We start from the raw sequence: 18,600 nt of genomic DNA, 5'->3' as shown, positions 1-18,600 counted from the left end.
GCGCAACGCGCCCGCCGCCGCGTCGCCCAAGCCGGCGCCGCCGCGCAAGCCTGCACCGGCCGCGCCCGCCGGCCGCGCCGTCGGCGCAAAACCCGCCGCCGCGAAACCGCTGCCACCGGCCGCCAGCGCACCGGCCGGCGACGACTGGGAAACCTTCTGACCCGCGGCGACGCATTCAGCCCTTCAGGCGGCGCCGAAAGCGTCGATAGACATTCGAGCGCCCCACGCTGCGCTGCCCCACCTCACCGACCGACCACAGAGACACGACCATGGACATGATCACCGACGCCCGCCAGATCGCCCAGCACGAAGCCGCGCGCAGCGCCGCGGCGATGGGCGGCGAATTCCTGACCTTCCGCCTCGGCGCCGAGGAGTACGGCATCGACATCCTGAAGGTCCAGGAGATCCGTTCGTACGAACCGCCGACGCGCATCGCGAATGCGCCGTCGTTCATCAAGGGCGTCGTCAACCTGCGCGGCGTGATCGTGCCGATCGTCGACCTGCGCCTGAAGCTCGGCTGCGACAGCGCCGAGTACAACAGCTTCACCGTCGTGATCGTGCTCAACGTGAAGGGGCGCGTCGTCGGCGCCGTCGTCGACTCGGTTTCCGACGTGCTCGCGCTCGATGCCGGAACGATCAAGCCCGCGCCCGAGATGAGCTCGGCGATCGACACCAGCTTCATCACCGGCATCGGCAGCGTCGCCGAACGCATGCTGATCCTGATGGACATCGAGGGGCTGATGGCCAGCGAAGAGATGGGGCTGATCAACAGCGTGCACTGAAGTCGCAACCACGATGGGCACCGCACGGCGCGTTCGCGGCTCGATCGCGACGAAGATCTCGCTCGTCGGCAGCGCCGGCCTCGCGGCCGTGCTGCTGGGCATCTGCACGCTGATGAGCGTGATCGTGACCGATCGTGCACACCAGCAGCTCGTGACATGGGTCGGCGACAAGACGCAGGCGGTCGCCGATTCGGCCGACGCCTTCGACATGACCTCGCGCGCGATGGTCGATCGCCTGTTCACGGTGTTCAAGCAAGACTTCGACACCACGTTCGTGCACGACATCGCGACCGGCGACCTGCAGAACTTCGGCACCTCGCTCAAGGACAACTTCACCGCGGTCGACAAGTTCAACCAATTCACCGGCGGCGTCGCGACCGTGTTCTCGCGCCAGGGCGACGACTTCGTGCGCCTGACGACCTCGCTGAAGAAGGAGAACGGCGAACGCGCGCTCGGCACCAAGCTGGGCAAGACGCACCCCGCCTTCGCCGGCCTGGTGCAGGACAGGCCGTACGTCGGCCGTGCGATGCTGTTCGGCAAGCCGTACATGACGCGCTACGAGCCGATCCACGACGCGGCCGGCAAGGTCGTCGGCGCGCTCTTCATCGGCTTCGACCTGAGCCCGTTCCAGGCTTCGCTGGAAACGCTGGCCGCGCAGACGAAGTTCTTCGACAGCGGCGGCGTCTACGCGATCGATCCGAAGAGCGCGCCGGCCGACGCGGTGTTCATGATCCATCCGACCGCGAAGGGCAAGAAGGTGCTCGAGGCCTACCCCGGCAGCGAGGGGCTGCTGGCGCAGATCGGTGCCAGCGAGAACGGCCTGGTCCCGCACGTGAAGCCGCTGCTGGGCAGCGCCGACGACACCTGGGCGACCGTGCGCAAGAACAAGAACACCGGCTGGTGGGTGGTCGGCGAGGTCTCCGAGCGCGAAGCGATGCGCTCGCACTGGGCCAGCCTGCTGCCGTTCTGGCTGATGCTGGGCGGCGCGACCGTCGCACTCGGCCTGGGCCTGTTCTGGATGATGCGGCGCTGGGTTGCGCGGCCGCTGCGCGAGCTCGGCGTGGCCGTCACCGCGGTCTCGCGCGGTGACCTGCGCCAGGCCTTTCGCAGCGAGCGCAGCGACGAGATCGGCACGCTGATCCGCGAGGTCGAGGCGATGCGCGGCCAGTTCAACCTCACGCTGACCGGCGTGCGCAACTCGGTCGATTCGATCAACACCGCGAGCGCCGAGATCGCGACCGGCAACCACGACCTGAGCGCGCGCACCGAGCAGACCGCGTCGAACCTGCAGCAGGCGGCCGCGTCGATGGAGCAGCTGACCGGTACCGTCAGGCAGTCGGCCGACTCGGCACAGCAGGCGAACCGCCTGGCGGCCAACGCCACCGAGATCGCGCGTCGCGGCGGTGTCGTCGTCGGCGAGGTCGTGGCCACGATGGACCAGATCAATTCAGCGTCGAAGAAGATCGCCGACATCATCGGCGTGATCGACGGCATCGCATTCCAGACCAACATCCTCGCGCTGAACGCGGCGGTCGAGGCGGCGCGCGCCGGCGAACAAGGGCGCGGCTTCGCGGTCGTCGCCAGCGAGGTGCGATCGCTCGCGCAGCGCAGCGCCGAAGCGGCGAAGGAGATCAAGGGCCTGATCGGCGCCTCGGTCGAAAAGGTCGAGGGCGGCTCGAAGCTCGTCGCCGATGCCGGCCGCACGATGAACGAGATCGTCGCATCGGTGCAGCGCGTGACACAGATGATCGGCGAGATCAGCGCGGCCGCGTCGGGTCAGAGCACCGGGATCGGCGAGGTCAGCAGCTCGGTGAGCCAGCTCGACCAGATGACACAGCAGAACGCTGCGCTGGTCGAACAGTCGGCGGCCGCGGCCGAATCGCTGAAGGGTCAGGCCGGCAAGCTGGCCGAGGTCGTCGGCGGCTTCAAATTGCAGCCGGCCTGATCGCCGCAACGATCACAGGTCGGCGGCCTGCCGCAGCGTCTGCACCACCGGCCGGCGCAGCACCTCGCGCAGGCCCCACCAGCCGGCCGCCAGCGCGAGCAGCGCGCCAGCGGCACCGCCCGCGAGCGGCACCCAGGGCGATGCGTTCCAGCTGAACTCGAACACGTAGCGCGCCAGCGCCCAGCCGACCGCCATCGCGGCGCCCGAGGCGAGCACGCCGGCAAGTGCGCCGACCCCGAGCAGCTCGGCGCGCTGCACCTGCGCGAGCAGCTTGCCGCTCGCGCCCAGCGCGCGCATCACCGCGAACTCGCGCGAGCGCGCCTCGCGCGTCGCGCTGACCGCGGCGAACAGCACCACCAGGCCGGCGGCGAGCGTGAAGCCGAACAGGAACTCGACCGCGCGCACGACCTGGTCGAGCACGCGCTGGATCTGCGCGATCGAGGCCGAGACGTCGATGTTCGTGATGTTCGGAAAGTCGCGCGCGAGGCCGTTGTCGAACCCCGCATTGCCGTTCGGGCCGCCGGGCGCGTGGTAGGCCGCGATGTAACTCAGCGGCACATCGGGCAAGGTCGCGGTCGGGAACATCACGAAGAAGTTGACGCGCATCGAGCCCCAGTCGACCTTGCGCAGGCTCGTGATGCGGCCCTGTGCCGAAGCGCCGCCGATGTCGAAGCGCAACTCGTCGCCGAGCTTCAGCCCGAGCGTCTGCGCCAGGCCCTCTTCGACGCTGACCGCGTTCGCCTCGTTGCGCGTCCAGCGCCCGCCCGCGAGCAGGTTGTGCGGCGGCATGTCGGCGTCGTTGCTGAGGTTGAACTCGCGGTCGAGCAGGCGCTGCGCGCGATCGTCCTTGTAGTCGTCGAGCTTGACGGGCTTGTCGTTGATCGCGACGAGCCGGCCGCGGAACATCGGGAACCAGTCGTAGCGGTTCACACCGGCGCCCTGCAGGCGCTGGCGGAAGGCCTCGCTCTGGTCCGGCTGCACGTTGATGACGAAGCGGTTCGGTGCGTCCTTCGGCGTCGCCTGGCGCCAGCTGTCGATCAGGTCGGTGCGCAGCAGCACCAGCAGCACCAGCGCGAGCAGGCCGACGCTCAGCGCCGAGACCTGCAGCACCGCGAAGGCCGGCCGCGCGGCGATCTGGCGCGTCGCCAGCACCAGCCAGCGCGGCGCGCCCGCCTCGGGCACGGCCCGCTTCAGCAGCGACACCGCGATCCACGACAGAAGCGCGAACACCGCGACCGCCGCCGCGAACCCGCCGACCGCGATCAGCCCGAGCTTCACATCGCTGGCCACCGCGAGCAGCAGTGCCGCGAAGCCGACCGCACCGGCCGCGAGCACCGCGATCGACGCCGGCTTCAACGCGCCGACATCGCGCCGGATCACGCGCAGCGGCGGCACCTGCGCGAGCTGCAGCACCGGCGGCAGGCCGAAGCCGACCAGCAGCGTGAAGCCGACGCCGACACCGAACAGCGCCGGCCACAGGCTCGGCGCCGGCAGGCTCGAATCGACCAGCCCGGCGAGCAGCAGCACGAACACGTAGTGCACCGCGAAGCCGAGCAGCACGCCGACGAGGCTCGCGACGACGCCGATCGCGACGAACTCGACGATGTACTGCAGCGCGATCGTGCGCTGCGAGAGGCCGAGCACGCGCAGCATCGCGCAGTCGTCCAGATGGCGGCTCGCGAAATCGCGCGACGCGATGCCGACCGCGACCGCCGCGAGCAGCGCCGACAGCAGCGCGACCAGGTTCAGGAACTTGCCCGCACGATCCAGCGTCTGGCGCATCTCGGGCCGGCCGGTCGCGAGCGACTCGACGCGCAGCCCGCGCAGGTTCGCGCTCTTGATCCGGGCCTCGGCCCAGTCGACGAACTGGCGCACCGGCGGCTCGCTGATGCCGGCAACCGCGAGCCGGTAGGTCACGCGGCTCGCCGGCTGAATCAGCCCGGTCGCCGGCAGATCGGCCTGGTTCAGCATCACGCGCGGCGCGAACGACGCGAAGCCGGTGCCGCGATCCGGCTCGTTGACGATGGTCTGCGCGATGCGCAGGCTCGCATCGCCGAGCAGCAGCGTGTCGCCGACCTTCAGGCCGAGTGCCGCGAGCAGCGCCGGGTCGACCCACGCGCTGCCGCGCTCCGGCGCGCCGACGCGCGCCTGCTCGTCGGCACCGGCGGCGCCGGCGACGGTCACGCGGCCGCGCAGCGGATAGGTATCGCTGACCGCCTTGACGCTGACCAGGCGCGAGGCCCCGCCCTGCGCTTCGCTGGCGCGGCCCATGCTCGGGAAGCCGGCGGTCGTCGCGGTCACGAGGCCGAGTTCACGCGCCTTCGCGGCGAACACGGCCGGCGTCGGCTGATCGGACGCGACGATCGCGTCGCCGCCGAGCAGCTGGCGGGCGTCGCGCGCAAGGCCGCCGTCGATGCGGTCGGCGAAGAAGCCGACCGCGCTCAGCGCCGCGACCGCGAGCATCACCGCGACCACCAGCAGCCGCAGCTCGCCGGCCCGGAAATCGCGCGCCATCTGCCGGCCGGCGAGGCGCCACACGGAGGGCGAGCGCATCGCCGTGGAGAGGGTGTCGTTCATGGAGGCGGAACTTACACGACTCGCCGGCGCTCTGAACGCGCCAAGGCCTTTTGCACCGAACGCTCGCCTGAACGCTGCGTGCAAGCGCGTCGAACACCCGCCGCAGGCCGCGGTGCTGTAATGAGCCCATGGAAAACACCGCGCTGCCCCCGATCTTCGTTTCACACGGCTCGCCGATGATCGCGCTCGAGCCGGGCGCCGCCGGCGCATTCATGCAGCGCCTCGGCCCGGCAATCGACGCCGAGTTCGGTCGGCCGCAGGCGATCCTCGCGATCTCGGCGCATACCGCCGCGCGCGCGCCGGTTCTGCTGGCCGCGGCGCGCCACGCGGCGGTCTACGACTTCGGCAACTTCGATGCGCGCCTGAACCAGATGCGCTACGACGCGGCCGGCGCGCCGGCGCTGGCGGCGCGCGTCACCGGCCTGCTCGAAGGCGCCGGCATCGCCTCGCACACGCTGAACGAAGGCGGCCTGGACCACGGCATCTGGACCGCATTGCGCTACATCTATCCGCAGGCCGACGTGCCGATCCTGCCGCTCGCGTTCGTGCCCGACCAGACGCCGGCGCAGCAGTTCGCGCTCGGTGCCGCCCTGGCGCCGCTGGCCCGCGAAGGCGTGCTGATCCTGGGCACCGGCAGCATCACGCACAACCTGCGTCGCGCGTTCGCCGGCGGGCTGCGTTCGAATGGCGCGCGGTCGGAGATCCCGGAGAGCGCGGCCTTTCGCGAGTGGATGCGCGCGCGCAGCGCCGCGCTCGACTGGGAGGCGCTGCTCGACTACCGCCAGCGCGCGCCGCACGCCGTCGACATGCATCCGACCGACGAGCACCTGCTGCCCTGGTACGTTGCCGCCGGCGCCGGCGGCCGGGCCGACGCGCCGCGGCGCCTGCACGCGAGCGTCGAACTCGGCAGCGTCGGCATGGACGCGTACGCGTTCGGCCCGAGCGCGCCACGCCTGGCGCGGCATTTCGAACTCGCCGAGGCCGGCGATCCCGGGCCGGTCGCGCACTGATGGTCGACGCCGCCCCGGCCGTCGCGGCGCCGCTGTTGCTGACGGCGCGGCTCCGGCTGGTCGCGGCGGACGAGCACCTCGCGGCCGCGCTGCTCGATTTCCACGAACGCAACCGCGCGCACCTCGCGCCCTGGGATCCGCCGACCGAACCCGGCTTCTTCACCGAGGCCGTACAGGCACGGCGCCTCCGCGACGCGGGCGCGGCGTTCGCGGCCGGCACCGGCTTTCGCTACCTGCTGCAGCCGATCGGCGACACCGGCCGGGTGATCGGCAGCATCAACTTCTCGAACATCGTGCGCAGCGCGTTCCAGAGCTGCAACCTCGGCTACGCGCTCGATCAGGACTGCGAAGGTCAGGCGCTGATGACCGAAGCGCTGCGCTGCGCGATCGCCGAGGTGTTCTCGCCGCGCATCAACCTGCACCGCATCCAGGCCGCGTACCGGCCCGAGAACTGGCGCAGCGCCGAGGTGCTCAGGCGCCTGAACTTCCACGACGAAGGCGTCTGTCCCGACTACCTGTTCATCGACGGCCTGTGGCGCGTGCACCGGCTCGTCGCGCTGCTGAACAAGGGATTCGTGGCGCCGGCGGCGTGGCGGTCCGACTGAACCTTCTCAGCCGTCGGCCCGCAGGCAGCACGAATCCCCGCTCGCTTCGCGGCCGACCTCGACGCTGATGACGCGCCAGTCGGGCCGCCTGACGTGGTCGTGGATGAACCTGCAGAGGTTTTCGAGCGTCGCGGGACCGAGCCCTTGCACGTCGTCGAGCAGGCGGTGGTCGAGCTGGCCCCTGACCTGCTCGATCGCCTGGCGCAGCAGCGCGAGGTCGACGACCATGCCGGAGCGTGCGTCGGGCACGCCACCGACCGCGACCTTCGCGCGGTAGGTGTGCCCGTGTATGCGCCGGCTCGCGTCGGCTTCGTGTTCGCGCTGCAGCGTGTGGGCCGCTTCGAAAAAGAAGCGCTGGGTCAGCTCGTACTTCATCATCGGATGCCGATCGCCTTGTGCGTCTGCACGCTGAGGCGCCAGCGCGGGTCGGCCAGGCAGGCGGCGATCGCGTACTGCGTGTTCTCGCGCACGCGCGGGCCGTCCATCGGCTGCAGCAGGAAGTGCTCGAAGGCCAGCCCGGCCAGCGCGTCCAGGTCCTGACCGGCCTGCGGCACGACCACCTTGAGCTCGTGACCGCGACGCAGCTTCAGCGCCGCGCCCGCCTTCGGACTGACACAGACCCAGTCCAGCCCGGGTGGCGGCTCGACGGTGCCGTTCGTTTCGACCGCGATCTCGAAGCCGTGCGCATGCAGCGCCTCGATCAGCGTCACATCCACCTGCAGCAGCGGTTCGCCGCCCGTGAGCACGACGAGCCGGCGGCCGTGGCCGGTGTCGGGCCAGCAGGATTCGATCGAGCCCGCGAGCTCGCCCGCCGACTCGAACTTGCCGCCCAGCGTACCGTCGGTGCCGACGAAGTCCGTGTCGCAGAAGCGGCAGACCGCGCTGTCACGGTCGACCTCGCGCCCCGACCAGAGGTTGCAGCCGGCGAAGCGGCAGAACACCGCGGGCCGACCGGCATTGATGCCTTCGCCCTGCAAGGTGTAGAAAATTTCCTTCACGCTGTAGGTCATCGCGCGCTCCTCTTGGGGCGGTGACCTGCAGCAGCGGCAAGGGATGCAACATCGAAAAGCGACGCGGCCAGCGGAGCGCTGGCGCGGGCGAGGTTTTTGAACATGGTGTTCCTCTACATGGCCCCGGATTCGACAAGCCGGGCGTCTGCGGGGGCACGCAGGCGGCGGGTGCTCGATTGTCGCAGACCGCGACGACGGCCGCCCCGATCTCGACTCGACTATTTGCGAATCGTTCTCATTTACGGTAGGCTGACCCCGATCGCCAACTGGAGAGCCGCATGCCCCGCATCACACCGCGCACCGAGGAACACGAGCTGCCCAGCCTGGAGGCGGTGCTGGCCGGCACATTCGCGTTGATGACCGGCTACGGCCAGGCGCTGCAGGCCGATCACGACCCGGCGCAGCGGCTGCGGATGAGCCGGAAGATCGTCGACAACCTGGCGCTGCTGGTCGATCACCCGCGGCTCTCGCTCGGCTTCCGGCAGGTGCTGCTGGGCCTTCAGGACCGCTGGCAGGCGATGCGCCGCTGCACCGAAGAAGCGGCGTGTGAGGTCGACCGCGACACCGGGCTCGGCCGCGGCGACGCCCGCTTTCAGGCCGCCGCGCCGAAGCGGCTGCAGTGACGAGAGGGGATCAGGCCGACGCGAACGCCCGGTCCAGCGCCTGCATCCATTGCCGCTTGGCGTCGCTGCCGGCGAAACTGGCCTCGAAGCTGTTCGCCGCCAGCCGGTAGGCGTGCCGCGCGCCGAGCTGCGGCAGGGCCGCGAAGGCCTCGAGGTAGTTCTGGTTCACGTAGCCGCCGAAGTAGGCCGGGTCATCGGAGTTGACGGTCGCGCACAGGCCGGCATCGAGCAGCGCGGCAAGGTTGTGCCGGTCCATCGTCGGGTAGACGCACAGCTTGACGTTCGACAGCGGGCAGACGGTCAACGGCACGCGCTCGGCCGCCAGCCGTGCGACCAGCGTCGGATCGGCCATGCACGCGACGCCGTGGTCGATGCGCTCGACATGCAGCACGTCGAGCGCGCTCCAGATGTAGGCCGGCGGGCCCTCCTCGCCCGCATGGGCGACGAGGTGCAGGCCGAGTTCGCGGCAGCGCGCGAACACGCGTGCGAATTTCTCCGGCGGGTTGCCGCGTTCGCTGCTGTCCAGGCCGACGCCGATGACGTGCGCGCGGTGCGGCAGCGCGGCCTCGAGCGTCGCGAAGGCCGCGTCTTCGCTGAGGTGGCGCAGAAAGCACAGGATCAGCGCGCCATCGACGCCGAGCTCGCGCCGCGCGGTCTCGCAGGCGCGCGTCAGGCCGGCGATCACGGTCCCGATCGGCACGCCGCGGTCGGTGTGGGTCTGCGGGTCGAAGAACAGCTCGGCGCGCACGACGTTGTCGGCGGCCGCGCGGCGGAAGTACGCCATTGCCATGTCGAAGAAGTCGGGCTCGTGCAGCAGCACGCTCGCGCCGGCGTAGTAGATGTCGAGAAAGCTCTGCAGGTCGCTGAACGCGTAGGCCGCGCGCAGCGCGTCGACGCTGGCGTACGGCAGCGCAACGCCGTTGCGCTGCGCCAGCGCGAAGATCAGCTCGGGTTCGAGCGAGCCCTCGATGTGGATGTGCAGCTCGGCCTTCGGCATGGCGCGCAGCAGCGCGGGCAGGCGGTCGCGGGGGATGGCGTCGAAGTCGATCATGGTGTCGTGCTGGTGTCGTGCCCAAACGAAAGAGGCCGCACGCGGCGGCCTCTCGATGATACGAAGCGCGAGCGCCTTACTTGGCGTCGCCGCCCGGCACCTTGCCTTCGACGCCCTTGACATAGAACTTGATGCCGCCGAGGAACTTGTCGTCGGCGACCGCGTCCTTGGCGAGCACTTCCTTGCCGTCGGAACCGACGATCGGGCCCTTCCAGATCGCGAAGCTGCCGTCCTTCAGGCCGGCCTTGACCTTCTCGACTTTCTCCTTCAGATCGGCCGGCACCTTGTCGGAGATCGAGACGATGTCGATCGCGCCCTGCTTGACGCCCCACCACGCGGCCTCGTTGCCCTTCCAGGTGCCGTCGAGCGCGTCCTTCGTGGCCTTGATGTAGTACGGCGCCCAGTTGATGATGGCCGACGCGAGGTGGGCCTTCGGCGCGTAGGCGGTCATGTCGCTGTCCCAGCCGAACGCGTACTTGCCGGCCTTCTCGGCCGTCTGCAGCACCGCCGACGAATCGGTGTTCTGCATCAGCACGTCGGCGCCGCCGTTCATCAGCGACTGCGCGGCCTCGGTTTCCTTCGGCGGGTTGAACCATTCGTTGACCCAGACGACCTTGGTCTTGATCTTCGGGTTCACCGACTGCGCGCCGAGCGTGAAGCTGTTGATGTTGCGGATCACCTCGGGAATCGGGATCGAGCCGACGACGCCGATCGTGCCGGTCTTGCTCATGCCGCCGGCGATCACGCCGGCCATGTACGCGCCTTCGTACGTGCGCGAGTCGTAGGTGCGCAGGTTGTCGGCCTGCTTGTAGCCGGTCGCGTGCTCGAACTTCACGTCCTTCAGGTCGGCCGCGGTCTTCAGCATCGGCTCCATGTAGCCGAAGGTCGTGCCGAAGATCAGCTTGTTGCCCTGGCCGGCCATGTCGCGGAACACGCGCTCGGCATCGGCCGCCTCGGGCACCTTCTCGACGAAGCTGGTGACCACCTTGTCGCCGAACTCCTTCTCGACCGCCTTGCGCGCGTTGTCGTGCGCGAAGGTCCAGCCGCCGTCACCGACCGGGCCGACATACGCGAACGCGATCTTCAAGGGCTCGGCCTTCGCCGGCGCCGACGCCGCAGCGACCGGCGCCGAAGCCGGCGCAGCGGCGGTCGGCGCTTCTTCCTTCTTGCCGCAGCCGACGAGCGCGGCGGCCGCAGCGATCGAGCCGAGGCTCGCCAGCTTGATCATTGAACGCTTGGAATGGAAGCTCATGTCGTCTCCAGGTTGAGGATTCGGGTCGTGTGAAGCGCAGGAATTATGTGGCAGCTAGCTGCCCGGGAAGAATGGTTTGCCGATCGACGCCGGCATGTTGACGCGGATGAAGGTGGCGTTGCGCGAGATCAGCACCAGCACGAGGATCGTCGCCAGGTACGGCATCATCGTCAGGAACTGGCTCGGGATCTGCACCCCTTCGCCCTGCAGGTGGAACTGCAGCATCGTCACCCCACCGAACAGGTACGCGCCGAGCAAGACACGTGCCGGCCGCCAGGTCGCGAAGGTGGTCAGCGCGAGCGCGATCCAGCCCTTGCCGGCGACCATGCCCTCGACCCACAGCGGCGTGTAGACGACCGAGATGTACGCACCCGAGATGCCGCACAGCGCGCCGCCGACCATCACCGCGAACATCCGGATGCGCCGCACCGGGTAGCCCAGCGCATGCGCCGACTCGGGCGATTCGCCGACCGCGCGCAGCACCAGGCCGGCGCGCGAGCGGTACAGGAACCACGCGAGCCCGACCGTGAGCGCGATCGCGATGTAGACCATCGGATGCTGCCTGAAGAAGGCCGGGCCGACGAGCGGGATGTCGGAAAGGAACGGCACCGAGAAGTTCGGCCGCTCGCCCAGCTTGGCCTGCGTGTAGCGGATGCCGACGAAGGCCGAGAAGCCGGCGCCGAACAGGCTCAGCGCGAGGCCGGTCGCGTACTGGTTCGTGTTGAGGTAGATCACCAGCAGGCCGAACGCGGCGGCGAGCAGCGCGCCGGCCGCGGCGCCGCCGATGAAGGCCATCGTGTCGCTGCCGGTGTGGAACGCGGTCGCGTAGCCGGCCACCGCGGCGACCAGCATGATGCCTTCGGCACCGAGGTTGACGATGCCGGCGCGCTCGTTGATCAGCAGGCCCAGCGCGGCGAACGCGAGCACGGTGCCGGAGTTCAGCGTGGCGGCGAGCAGGAGTGCAAGAGAGTCCATGTCAGGCGCCCTTTCCAGTGGTGGCGGCGGCCGCGCTCACGATCGGCGCGGAAGGCACCGGCTTCGGCGGCGCCGGCCGCGCGGCCTGCCAGCGGATGCGATAGGCGATCAGCGTGTCGCAGGCCAGCAGCGTGAACAGCAGCAGGCCCTGGAACACGCCGGTCAGCGATTTCGGCAGCCCCAGTCGCGACTGCGCGAGCTCGCCGCCGATGTAGAACATGCTCATCAGGATCGCCGAGAAGATGATGCCCACCGGGTGCAGCCGGCCGACATACGCGACGATGATCGCCGCGAAGCCGTAGCCGGCCGGCACGTAAGGCGTCAGCTGGCCGAGCGGCCCGGCGACCTCGAGCGCGCCGGCCAGGCCGGCCATGCCGCCGGACAGCAGCAGCGCGGTCCAGAGCGCCTTGCGCGACGAGAAGCCGGCGTAGCGCGCCGCCGCCGGCGCGAGGCCGCCGACCTGCAGCTGAAAGCCCGCGTAGGTGCGGAACAGCAGCACCCAGAACGCGCCGACCGCGAGCAGCGCGAGGATCAGCCCGATGTTGACGCGGAAGCCCGTGAACAGCCGCGGCACGTTGGTCGACTTCAGGAACGTGATCGTCTGCGGGAAGTTGAAGCCGGCCGGATCTTTCCAGGGCCCGTAGACCAGGTAGCCGAGCACCTGGTCGGCGACATACACCAGCATCAGGCTGACCAGGATCTCGTTGGCGTTGAAGCGGTCGCGCAGGAACGCGACGATGCCGCTCCACAGCATGCCGCCGAGCACGCCGGCGGCGAGCACCACGGCAACGATCCAGCGACCGGTCTCCTTGTCGGCGTGCATCGCGACGCCGGCCGCGGCGATCGCGCCCACGACGAACTGGCCTTCGGCGCCGATGTTCCACACGTTCGAGCGGAAGCACACCGCGAGCCCGAGCGCGATCAGGATCAGCGGCGTCGCCTTCATCGCGAGCTCGGTCAGCGCGTAGACGCTCTTCAGCGGCTCGACGAAGAAGATGTACAGGCCGCGCATCGGGTCCTTGCCGAGCAGCACGAACAGGATCGTGCCGATCACGACCGTGATCGCGAGCGCCAGCAACGGCGACATCACCGACATCAGCCTGGATTGTTCGGGTCGGGCTTCAAGCTTCAGCATGGCGGCTCTCCTCGTTCTGGCCGGCGCTCGCGCCCGCGCTCTTGTCCCACAACCCGGACATCCACTCGCCGATCATCTCGATCGTCGCCTGCGAGGTCGGCACGCTCGGCGATACGCGGCCCTGCGCGATCACGACGAGCCGGTCGCAGATCTCGAACAGCTCGTCGAGCTCTTCGCTGACGACGAGCAGCGCGCAGCCCTGGTCGCGCAGGCCGAGCAGCTCGCCGCGGATCTGCGCGGCCGCACCGACGTCGACGCCCCAGGTCGGCTGCGAGACGATCAGCAGCTTCGGGTTCGCGTGGATCTCGCGGCCGACGATGAACTTCTGCAGGTTCCCGCCCGACAGGCTCTTCGCGGCCGCATCGGGCCCGCCGGCCTTGACGTTGAAGCGGCGGATCAGCTCCTGCGCGAGCTTCGTGACCTCGGCCGTGCGCACCCAGCCCGAGTCGGCGACGGCCTCGGTGCGTGTCAGCAGCGTGTTCGCGGCCAGCGACAGCGTCGGCACCGCGCCGCGGCCGAGCCGCTCTTCGGGCACGAAGTACAGGCCCTCGGCGCGGCGCTCGCGGGGCGTGTCGTGCGCGATGTCCTGGCCGAACAGGTGCAGCGAATCCTTCGGCGAGCGCGGGTCTTCGCCCGACAGCGCCGCCATCAGCTCCTGCTGGCCGTTGCCCGAGACGCCGGCGATGCCGAGGATCTCGCCGGCGCGCACCTGGAAGCGGATGTCGGACAGGCTCATCCCGAAGTGGTCTTCCTTCGCCAGCGTCAGGCCGCGCACATCGAGCACCACGTCGCCGAGCTTCGGCGGCCGGTGCTGCAGCTGCGGCGGCTCGGCGCCGATCATCAGGCGCGACAGCCCGGCATTGGTCTCGGTGCGCGGATCGACGATGCCGGTGACCTTGCCGCCGCGCAGCACGGTGCAGTTGCTGCACAGCGCGCGGATCTCGTCGAGCTTGTGGCTGATGTACAGGATGCTCGTGCCTTCTGCCGCGAGCTTGCGCAGCGTGATGAAGAGCTTCTCGACCGCCTGCGGCGTCAGCACCGAGGTCGGCTCGTCGAGGATCAGGCACTTCGGGTTCGTCATCAGCGCGCGCACGATCTCGACGCGCTGGCGCTCGCCGACCGACAAGGTGTGCACCGGCCGCAGCGGCTCGACATCCAGGCCGTATTCCTTCTCGACCTTCATCATGCGCTGCGTGACCTCGGCCAGGCTCAGCGACTTGTCCAGCCCGAGCCAGACGTTCTCGGCCGCCGACAGCGTGTCGAACAGGCTGAAGTGCTGGAACACCATGCTGATGCCCAGGTGCCGCGCCTCCTGCGGGTTGCGGATGTTGACCGCCTGCCCGTTCCAGCGGATCTCGCCTTCGTCGGGCCGCACCGCGCCGTAGATCATCTTCATCATCGTCGACTTGCCGGCGCCGTTCTCGCCGAGCACGGCGTGGATCTCGCCGGGCTCGACCTGCAGGTTCACCGCGTCGTTCGCCTTCACGGCGGGGTACTGCTTGCTGATGTTGACCAGTTCGAGTCGCAACACGGTTTTCTCTCCTGTGATGGTCGGCACGGCGTTCTGATGAAGCCACGCACCCGATTCAACGTCAATCGGTGCTGACCGCGCCGGCTGCCGCTGCTCCATGGCTCCCATGCCGCAAGGCACCGGCCACCCAGGCCTGCACCAGGTTGCGGTCGTCGGCCAGCGTCATCCACGCGAACACCCGCTCGTGCAGGCCGCGCGCGAGTTCCATGCGGCGCTTCGCGACCGGCTCGGTGGCCCAGTCCCAGACGCAGACGTCGGCAACGCGGCCGGCTTCGAGCGCGCCGATCTCGTCGGCCAGCTGCAGCGCGTTCGCGGCACCGAGGGTCGCCGCATGCAGCGCCTTCCAGGCCGTCAGCCGCTGGCCGGCCATCGCCTGGACCTTGTAGGCATCGGCCATCGTGCGGATCATCGACAGGCTCGTGCCGCCGCCGACATCGCTCGCGAGGCTCACCGCCGCGCCGGCCCGCGTCGCCGCGCGCCAGTCGAACAGGCCGCTGCCGAGGAACAGGTTCGACGACGGGCTGTGCGCGATCTGCGCGCCGCTGTCGCGCAGCGCCGCGCGGTCGGCATCGTCGAGCCAGATGCCGTGCGCGAGCACGCTGCGCCGGTGCAGCAGGCCGGCGCGCGCGTACACGTCGAGGTAGCTGCGCGCCTCGGGGAACAACTCGCGCACCCATGCCACCTCGGCGCGGTTCTCGGCGACATGGGTCTGCATGTACAGCGTCGGGTCGGCGGCGCACAGCGCACCGGCCATCGCGAGCTGCTCGGGCGAGCTGCTCGGCGCGAAGCGCACCGTTACCGCATAGGCAAGGCGGTCGACGCCGTGCCAGCGCTCGATCAGGTCGACGCAGTCGGCCCGCGCCTGGGTCACGTCGTCGCGCAGGCCATCGGGCGAGTGGCGATCCTGCAGCACCTTGCCGGTGATCACGCGCATGCCGCGCTGCCGCGCGGCGGCGAAGAGCGCGTCGGCCGAGACCTTGTGCGCGGTCGGGAACACGACCGCGGCGGTCGTGCCGTGCGCGAGCAGCGCGTCGGTGAACAGCGCGGCGCCGGCACGCGAGCACTCGGCATCGGCGAAGCAGATCTCGGCCGGGAAGGTGTAGGTGTTGAGCCAGTCGAGCAGCTCGGTGCCGTAGCTCGCGATGACGTCGAGCTGCGGCATGTGCACGTGCGAGTCGATGAAGCCCGGCAGGATCAGCCGGCCGCGGTGGTCGTGGCGCTGCCAGCTCGCGTCGGGCGCGTCGACCTGCGCGCCGCGGATGCGGCCGTTCTCGATCAGCAGCCAGTGGTCGGGGCGAAAGCGCACCGCGGCGGATTCGACCTCGCCCCAGGCGGGCTCGGACTCGAAATCGAGCAGATCGCCGCGCAGGGCGATGCGGGTGGGCGTCGAAGGGGTCGGGTTCATCGCGGTGGGCTCGAAGGTCGTCGACTCGGTCAGGTCAGGCTGCGGCGGTGTCTTCGTCGGGCGCCAGCGCGCGCCGCTGCAGCATGCCGTGACCGGCGAGGTTGCGCGCCACGTCGCGCACCTGATCGCGCAGCCAGCGCCCCGACGCCGACGCGTGCGTCAGGTCATGCCAGAGCTGGTAGTACGTCAGCGGCGGGAACGGCACCGGGCAGCGCACGATGCGCACCGGCAGGCTGTCGACATAGCGCGAACAGAACAGGCGGCCGGTGGTCAGCACCAGCAAGCTTTGCGCCACCATCAGCGGGATCAGCCCGAAATGCGCGCTGCGCACCATCACGTCGCGGCTCACGCCGAGCGACGCGAGGTGCTCGTCGATCACCCCCGGCGCCGCGCCCTTGGCCCCGGCGTGGAACGGCGTCGGCGCGACATGCTCGCAGGCGAGGTAGCGCTCGGGCGACCAGGCGCGGGTCGACGCGGCGCGCGCGACCGGGTGGTCTTCGGCGATCAGGCAGACGATCTCGTCCGACATCAGCCGCCCGAGGTGCAGCTCCTCGGGCGGCTTCAGCCAGTTGCCGATCACGAGGTCGACCTCGGCGGCAGCGAGGCTGCGCCGGTAGTCGAATTCGCCCGACAGCGGCATCAGTTCCAGCCGCACCTTCGGCGCGACGCGCTTGAGCTGCGCGACCAGCTCGGGCAGGAACAGCGGGTCGAGGTAGTCGCTCGCGGCGATGCGGAAGGTCGTGCTGCTCGCGAGCGGATCGAAGGCCCGCTGGTGGGCGCGCGGGCTGAACAGCCGGTCTGCATCCTGCAGCAGCCGCGTGGCCGGTTCGAGCAGGCGCAGCGCGGTGTCGGTCGGCGCCATGTTGTTGCCGGCGCGCACCAGCAACGGGTCTCCCGTCAGCGCGCGCAGCCGCTTCAGCTGGGCACTCACGGCCGGCTGCGTGCTTTGCAGGCGCATCGCAGCCCGGGAGACACTTCGTTCGGTGATCAAGGTCTTCAACACCCGGATGAGGTAGAGCTCGATCTTGTCGAAGTCCAGGCGCTGTGTCATATATGCGCTCCGATAGGCAATATGCCTGTCACTGTATACCCTGAGGGCCGGAAGCGACTAAGTTCCGGGTATCACCGAACCGAGATGCACCCCATGGCCGACCCGACGCGCTCCCGCCCGATCCGCTTCTTCCACCGCGGTGCCGTGGTCGAGGTCGCCGATGCGGCGCCGACCCGCACCGTGCTCGACTGGCTGCGCGAAGATGCCCACTGCACCGGCACCAAGGAAGGCTGCAACGAGGGCGACTGCGGCGCCTGCACGGTCGTGATCGGCGAGGCCGCGGCAGCCGGCGACCCGGCCGCGGTGCGCGGCCTGAGCCTGGCGACGGTCAACGCCTGCATCCAGTTCCTGCCGACGCTCGACGGCAAGGCGCTGTTCACGGTCGAAGACCTGAAGGCGATGCGCGCCGGCGCCGCCGAGCTCCACCCGGTGCAGCAGGCGATGGTCGAATGCCACGGCTCCCAGTGCGGCTTCTGCACGCCGGGCTTCGTGATGTCGCTGTGGTCGACCTACGAACACCACCGCGCCGACGCCACCCAGCCGACGCGGCAGCAGCTCGCCGACGAGCTCTCGGGCAACCTGTGCCGCTGCACCGGCTACCGGCCGATCCTCGATGCCGGCCAGCGCATGTTCGACCTGCCGGCCGTGGCGCTCGACACCGCACCGGTGCTCGACGCGCTGCAGGCGATGCAGCGCGACGGCAGGCTCGGCTATACCGACCCGTCGGGCATTCGCTACGACGCGCCGACGACGCTGGACGAACTCGCCGCGCTGCGCGAGGCCAACCCGAGGGCCCAGCTGCTCGCCGGTTCGACCGACATCGGCCTGTGGGTCAACAAGCAGTTCCGCCCGCTCGGCGACATCCTCTTCGTCGGCGCGGTCGACGCGCTGAAGCGCATCGTCGAAGCGGACGGCGAGCTCTGCATCGGCGCCGGCGCCTCGCTCGAGGCCGCGTGGGCCGCGCTGGCGAAGCGCCTGCCCGAGCTGACCGACATGTGGCTGCGCTTCGGCTCGAAGCCGATCCGCAACGCCGGCACGATGGGCGGCAGCATCGCCAACGGCTCGCCGATCGGCGACTCGGCGCCGGTGCTGATGGCGCTCGACGCGCAGGTCGAGCTGCGCAAGGGCGCGCGCACGCGCCGCCTGCCGCTCGACGCGTTCTACCTCGACTACATGAAGAACCAGATGGAGCCGGGCGAGTTCGTCCAGGGGCTGGCGGTGCCGCTGGCGGCGATGTCCTCGCGCCAGGTGCGCGCGTACAAGATCAGCAAGCGCTTCGACTGCGACATCTCGGCCGTGTGCGCCGGCTTCTCGATCGAGCTCGACGGCGGCAGCGTGAAGACCGTGCGGCTGGCCTACGGCGGCATGGCCGCGACCGTGAAGCGCAGCGCGCGCGCCGAGGCCGCGCTCGTCGGCCAGCCGTGGAACCAGGCCAGCGTGAGCGCCGCGAAGGCCGCGCTCGCCGAAGACTTCAAACCGTTGTCGGACATGCGTGCCAGCGCCGCCTATCGCCTGCAGGTCGCGCAGAACCTGCTGCAGCGCCTGTGGCTGGAGACGCGCGCCGAGAACCCGTTGCCGACCAGCGCCACCAGCGTGTTCAGCGTGATGCCGCACCAGACCGGCGCGGCCGCAGCCGCCTGAAGGGAAT

At 70.0% G+C, this 18,600-nt stretch carries 16 protein-coding genes; 6 read left to right on the top strand and 10 right to left on the bottom strand.

Annotated elements, in window-relative coordinates; genetic code table 11:
* The first annotated feature begins 269 nt into the window (after window positions 1-269).
* Window positions 270-782 (top strand): chemotaxis protein CheW, encoded by a 513-nt coding sequence (locus tag AC1DTW_RS23610; protein ID WP_477983840.1) that lies wholly within the window; start codon window positions 270-272, stop codon window positions 780-782.
* 13 nt (window positions 783-795) lie between these two features.
* On the top strand, window positions 796-2,727 hold the full coding sequence (locus tag AC1DTW_RS23605) for a methyl-accepting chemotaxis protein (RefSeq protein WP_477983839.1): 1,932 nt from the start codon (window positions 796-798) through the stop codon (window positions 2,725-2,727).
* 12 nt (window positions 2,728-2,739) lie between these two features.
* Here the strand turns inward: AC1DTW_RS23605 and AC1DTW_RS23600 are convergent, their stop codons facing one another.
* Window positions 2,740-5,304, bottom strand: coding sequence for an ABC transporter permease (locus AC1DTW_RS23600; protein WP_477983838.1), 2,565 nt, complete (start codon window positions 5,302-5,304; stop codon window positions 2,740-2,742).
* Window positions 5,305-5,432: 128 nt separating this feature from the next.
* Between AC1DTW_RS23600 and AC1DTW_RS23595 the strand changes: the two genes are divergently transcribed.
* Both AC1DTW_RS23595 and AC1DTW_RS23590 read left to right on the top strand, forming a co-directional pair.
* The gene (locus AC1DTW_RS23595; RefSeq protein ID WP_477983837.1) at window positions 5,433-6,314 is read left to right on the top strand and encodes a dioxygenase family protein; all 882 of its coding nucleotides are present in this window, start codon (window positions 5,433-5,435) and stop codon (window positions 6,312-6,314) included.
* Window positions 6,314-6,919 carry a GNAT family N-acetyltransferase gene (locus AC1DTW_RS23590; protein ID WP_477983836.1) on the top strand — a complete coding sequence of 202 codons (606 nt, stop codon included), beginning with the start codon at window positions 6,314-6,316 and terminating at the stop codon, window positions 6,917-6,919. Before AC1DTW_RS23595 ends, AC1DTW_RS23590 begins: the two co-directional genes overlap by 1 nt.
* 6 nt (window positions 6,920-6,925) lie before the next feature.
* Here the strand turns inward: AC1DTW_RS23590 and AC1DTW_RS23585 are convergent, their stop codons facing one another.
* Window positions 6,926-7,294, bottom strand: a complete 369-nt coding sequence (locus AC1DTW_RS23585) for a 6-pyruvoyl trahydropterin synthase family protein (RefSeq protein WP_477983842.1) — start codon at window positions 7,292-7,294, stop codon at window positions 6,926-6,928.
* Window positions 7,294-7,929 carry a 7-carboxy-7-deazaguanine synthase gene (queE, locus tag AC1DTW_RS23580; RefSeq protein WP_477983835.1) on the bottom strand — a complete coding sequence of 212 codons (636 nt, stop codon included), beginning with the start codon at window positions 7,927-7,929 and terminating at the stop codon, window positions 7,294-7,296. The genes AC1DTW_RS23585 and queE overlap by 1 nt, the downstream gene beginning before the upstream one ends.
* Window positions 7,930-8,207: 278 nt before the next feature.
* Between queE and AC1DTW_RS23575 the strand changes: the two genes are divergently transcribed.
* Window positions 8,208-8,552: a hypothetical protein gene (locus AC1DTW_RS23575; RefSeq protein WP_477983834.1), complete on the top strand. Its 345-nt coding sequence runs from the start codon at window positions 8,208-8,210 to the stop codon at window positions 8,550-8,552.
* Between the two features lie 10 nt (window positions 8,553-8,562).
* Here AC1DTW_RS23575 and AC1DTW_RS23570 read toward each other — a convergent pair whose 3' ends face one another.
* The 7 genes from AC1DTW_RS23570 to AC1DTW_RS23540 form a co-directional block, all read right to left on the bottom strand.
* Complete coding sequence (locus AC1DTW_RS23570; protein WP_477983833.1) at window positions 8,563-9,603, bottom strand: adenosine deaminase; 1,041 nt, start codon at window positions 9,601-9,603, stop codon at window positions 8,563-8,565.
* Window positions 9,604-9,679: 76 nt separating this feature from the next.
* Window positions 9,680-10,855, bottom strand: coding sequence for a BMP family ABC transporter substrate-binding protein (locus AC1DTW_RS23565; protein ID WP_477983832.1), 1,176 nt, complete (start codon window positions 10,853-10,855; stop codon window positions 9,680-9,682).
* A 54-nt stretch (window positions 10,856-10,909) separates the two neighbouring features.
* Window positions 10,910-11,830: an ABC transporter permease gene (locus tag AC1DTW_RS23560; protein WP_477983831.1), complete on the bottom strand. Its 921-nt coding sequence runs from the start codon at window positions 11,828-11,830 to the stop codon at window positions 10,910-10,912.
* A gap of 1 nt (window position 11,831) precedes the next feature.
* On the bottom strand, window positions 11,832-12,965 hold the full coding sequence (locus AC1DTW_RS23555) for an ABC transporter permease (RefSeq protein WP_477983830.1): 1,134 nt from the start codon (window positions 12,963-12,965) through the stop codon (window positions 11,832-11,834).
* Window positions 12,952-14,496: an ABC transporter ATP-binding protein gene (locus tag AC1DTW_RS23550; protein ID WP_477983829.1), complete on the bottom strand. Its 1,545-nt coding sequence runs from the start codon at window positions 14,494-14,496 to the stop codon at window positions 12,952-12,954. The genes AC1DTW_RS23555 and AC1DTW_RS23550 overlap by 14 nt, the downstream gene beginning before the upstream one ends.
* A 61-nt stretch (window positions 14,497-14,557) precedes the next feature.
* Entirely contained in the window at window positions 14,558-15,901 is a 1,344-nt protein-coding gene (gene guaD / locus AC1DTW_RS23545; RefSeq protein WP_477983828.1) for a guanine deaminase, read from the bottom strand.
* A gap of 34 nt (window positions 15,902-15,935) precedes the next feature.
* A complete protein-coding gene (locus tag AC1DTW_RS23540; protein WP_477983827.1) occupies window positions 15,936-16,952 on the bottom strand; it encodes a LysR family transcriptional regulator in 1,017 nt (338 codons plus the stop codon).
* Window positions 16,953-17,045: 93 nt separating this feature from the next.
* Between AC1DTW_RS23540 and xdhA the strand changes: the two genes are divergently transcribed.
* Window positions 17,046-18,593, top strand: coding sequence for a xanthine dehydrogenase small subunit (gene xdhA, locus AC1DTW_RS23535; RefSeq protein ID WP_477983826.1), 1,548 nt, complete (start codon window positions 17,046-17,048; stop codon window positions 18,591-18,593).
* The last annotated feature ends 7 nt before the right edge of the window (window positions 18,594-18,600 follow it).

The organism is Rhizobacter sp. P5_A1 (genome assembly GCF_056400745.1).
The sequence above is the reverse complement of the archived record's forward strand: the minus strand, read 5'-3'. Positions and strand labels throughout refer to the sequence as shown.